Source organism: Nocardia sp. NPDC059195 (genome assembly GCF_042754695.1).
Taxonomy (GTDB): Bacteria; Actinomycetota; Actinomycetes; order Mycobacteriales; family Mycobacteriaceae; genus Nocardia.
In genome coordinates this window covers 1-1,334 of sequence record NZ_JBHZBG010000071.1, presented here as the reverse complement: position 1 = coordinate 1,334, position 1,334 = coordinate 1, and the positions used below count along the sequence as shown (strand labels likewise).

At 64.8% G+C, this 1,334-nt stretch carries 1 protein-coding gene; it reads left to right on the top strand.

The window, feature by feature from the left end; genetic code table 11:
* Positions 1 to 70 precede the first annotated feature (70 nt).
* A protein-coding gene (locus ACFXKN_RS33470) for an IS3 family transposase (RefSeq protein ID WP_378974779.1) occupies positions 71 to 1,296 on the top strand; the annotation gives its coding sequence in 2 pieces (ribosomal slippage) (positions 71 to 380 and positions 380 to 1,296; 1,227 coding nt in all).
* Positions 1,297 to 1,334 lie beyond the last annotated feature (38 nt).

The following is a 1,334-nucleotide window of genomic DNA, read 5'->3' as shown; positions in this document are numbered from 1 at the left end:
GGGCCTTGACCCCGGGTGATGGACACGCTTGATCTTGGTCTCAGACCAGAAAAGCGAGAAGATCTACCCGATGCCCAAGAAGAACTACACCGACGAGTTCCGCCGCGACGCGGTCGCGCTCTACCGCGACACCGCTGGCGCGACCGTGGCCGGGATCGCCACCGACCTCGGCATTTCCCACGGCTCGCTGACCGCGTGGCTCAAAAACGCCGGCGTCCCGATCCGTAAACCCCGAACAACGTCGGTGCCCGGGCCCGCCAGCGATGAAACCCCCGAGCAAGAAGCCGCCCGCCTGCGGGCAGAGCTCGCCCAGGTCAAGGCCGAGAAGACAAAGCTCGAGACCGAGCGCGACATCCTGCGATCGGCGGCCAAATATTTCGCCGGGGAGACGCGCTGGTGACCCGCTTCCAGTTCGTCGCCGACCACTCTCACACCTTCGAGGTGAAGCGGTTATGCCAGGTCGCCGAAGTCGCCCGGTCCTCGTACTACGCGTGGATCGGTGCCGCCGACAAACGAGCCGCCCGTGCCGACGCCGATGCTGATCTCGCCACCAAGATCCGTGCCGTCCACGACCAGGACAACACCTGCGGGCGGCCCAGGATCACCGCTGAACTCAACGCCGGCGCACCCGCCGGGCAGCGGATCAACCACAAACGGATCGCAAGGATCATGCGCGAGAACAACATCGAGGGTTTACGGCTTCGCCGCAGGCACCGCACCACGGTGCCCGAGCCTGCCGACACCCCGGCCGCTGACCTGGTGCGCCGGGATTTCACCGCGAACGCGCCGAATACCAAATACGTCGGTGACATCACCTATCTGCCCTGCGGAGACGGCGAGTTCTTGTATTTGGCCACGGTGATCGACTGCTTCTCCCGCCGCCTGGTCGGGTGGTCGATCGCTGACCACATGCGCACCGAACTCGTCGAAAACGCCCTGGCCGCTGCCGCTGCGACCCGCGGCAGCCTCGCTGGATCGATCTTCCATGCAGACCACGGAAGTCAGTACACCGCAAAGGATTTCGCGACACTCTGCACGACACTGGGTGTCACCCAATCGACGGGAGCGGTGGGCTCGAGCGCAGATAATGCCCTCGCGGAATCGTTCAACGCGACCCTGAAACGCGAGACGCTGCAAGGCGCTGCCCGGTGGGAATCACCGCGGGCGGCGCGGTTGGCGGTGTTCCGGTGGATCACCCGCTACAACACTCGACGAAGGCACTCCTACTGCGGGTATCTCAGCCCTGCCGACTACGAATCCGCTCACGCGCCCGATAACATGGCTCAAGCCGCGTAATCACAAACCCCCGTGTCCAGTTTCCGGGGTCAAGGCCC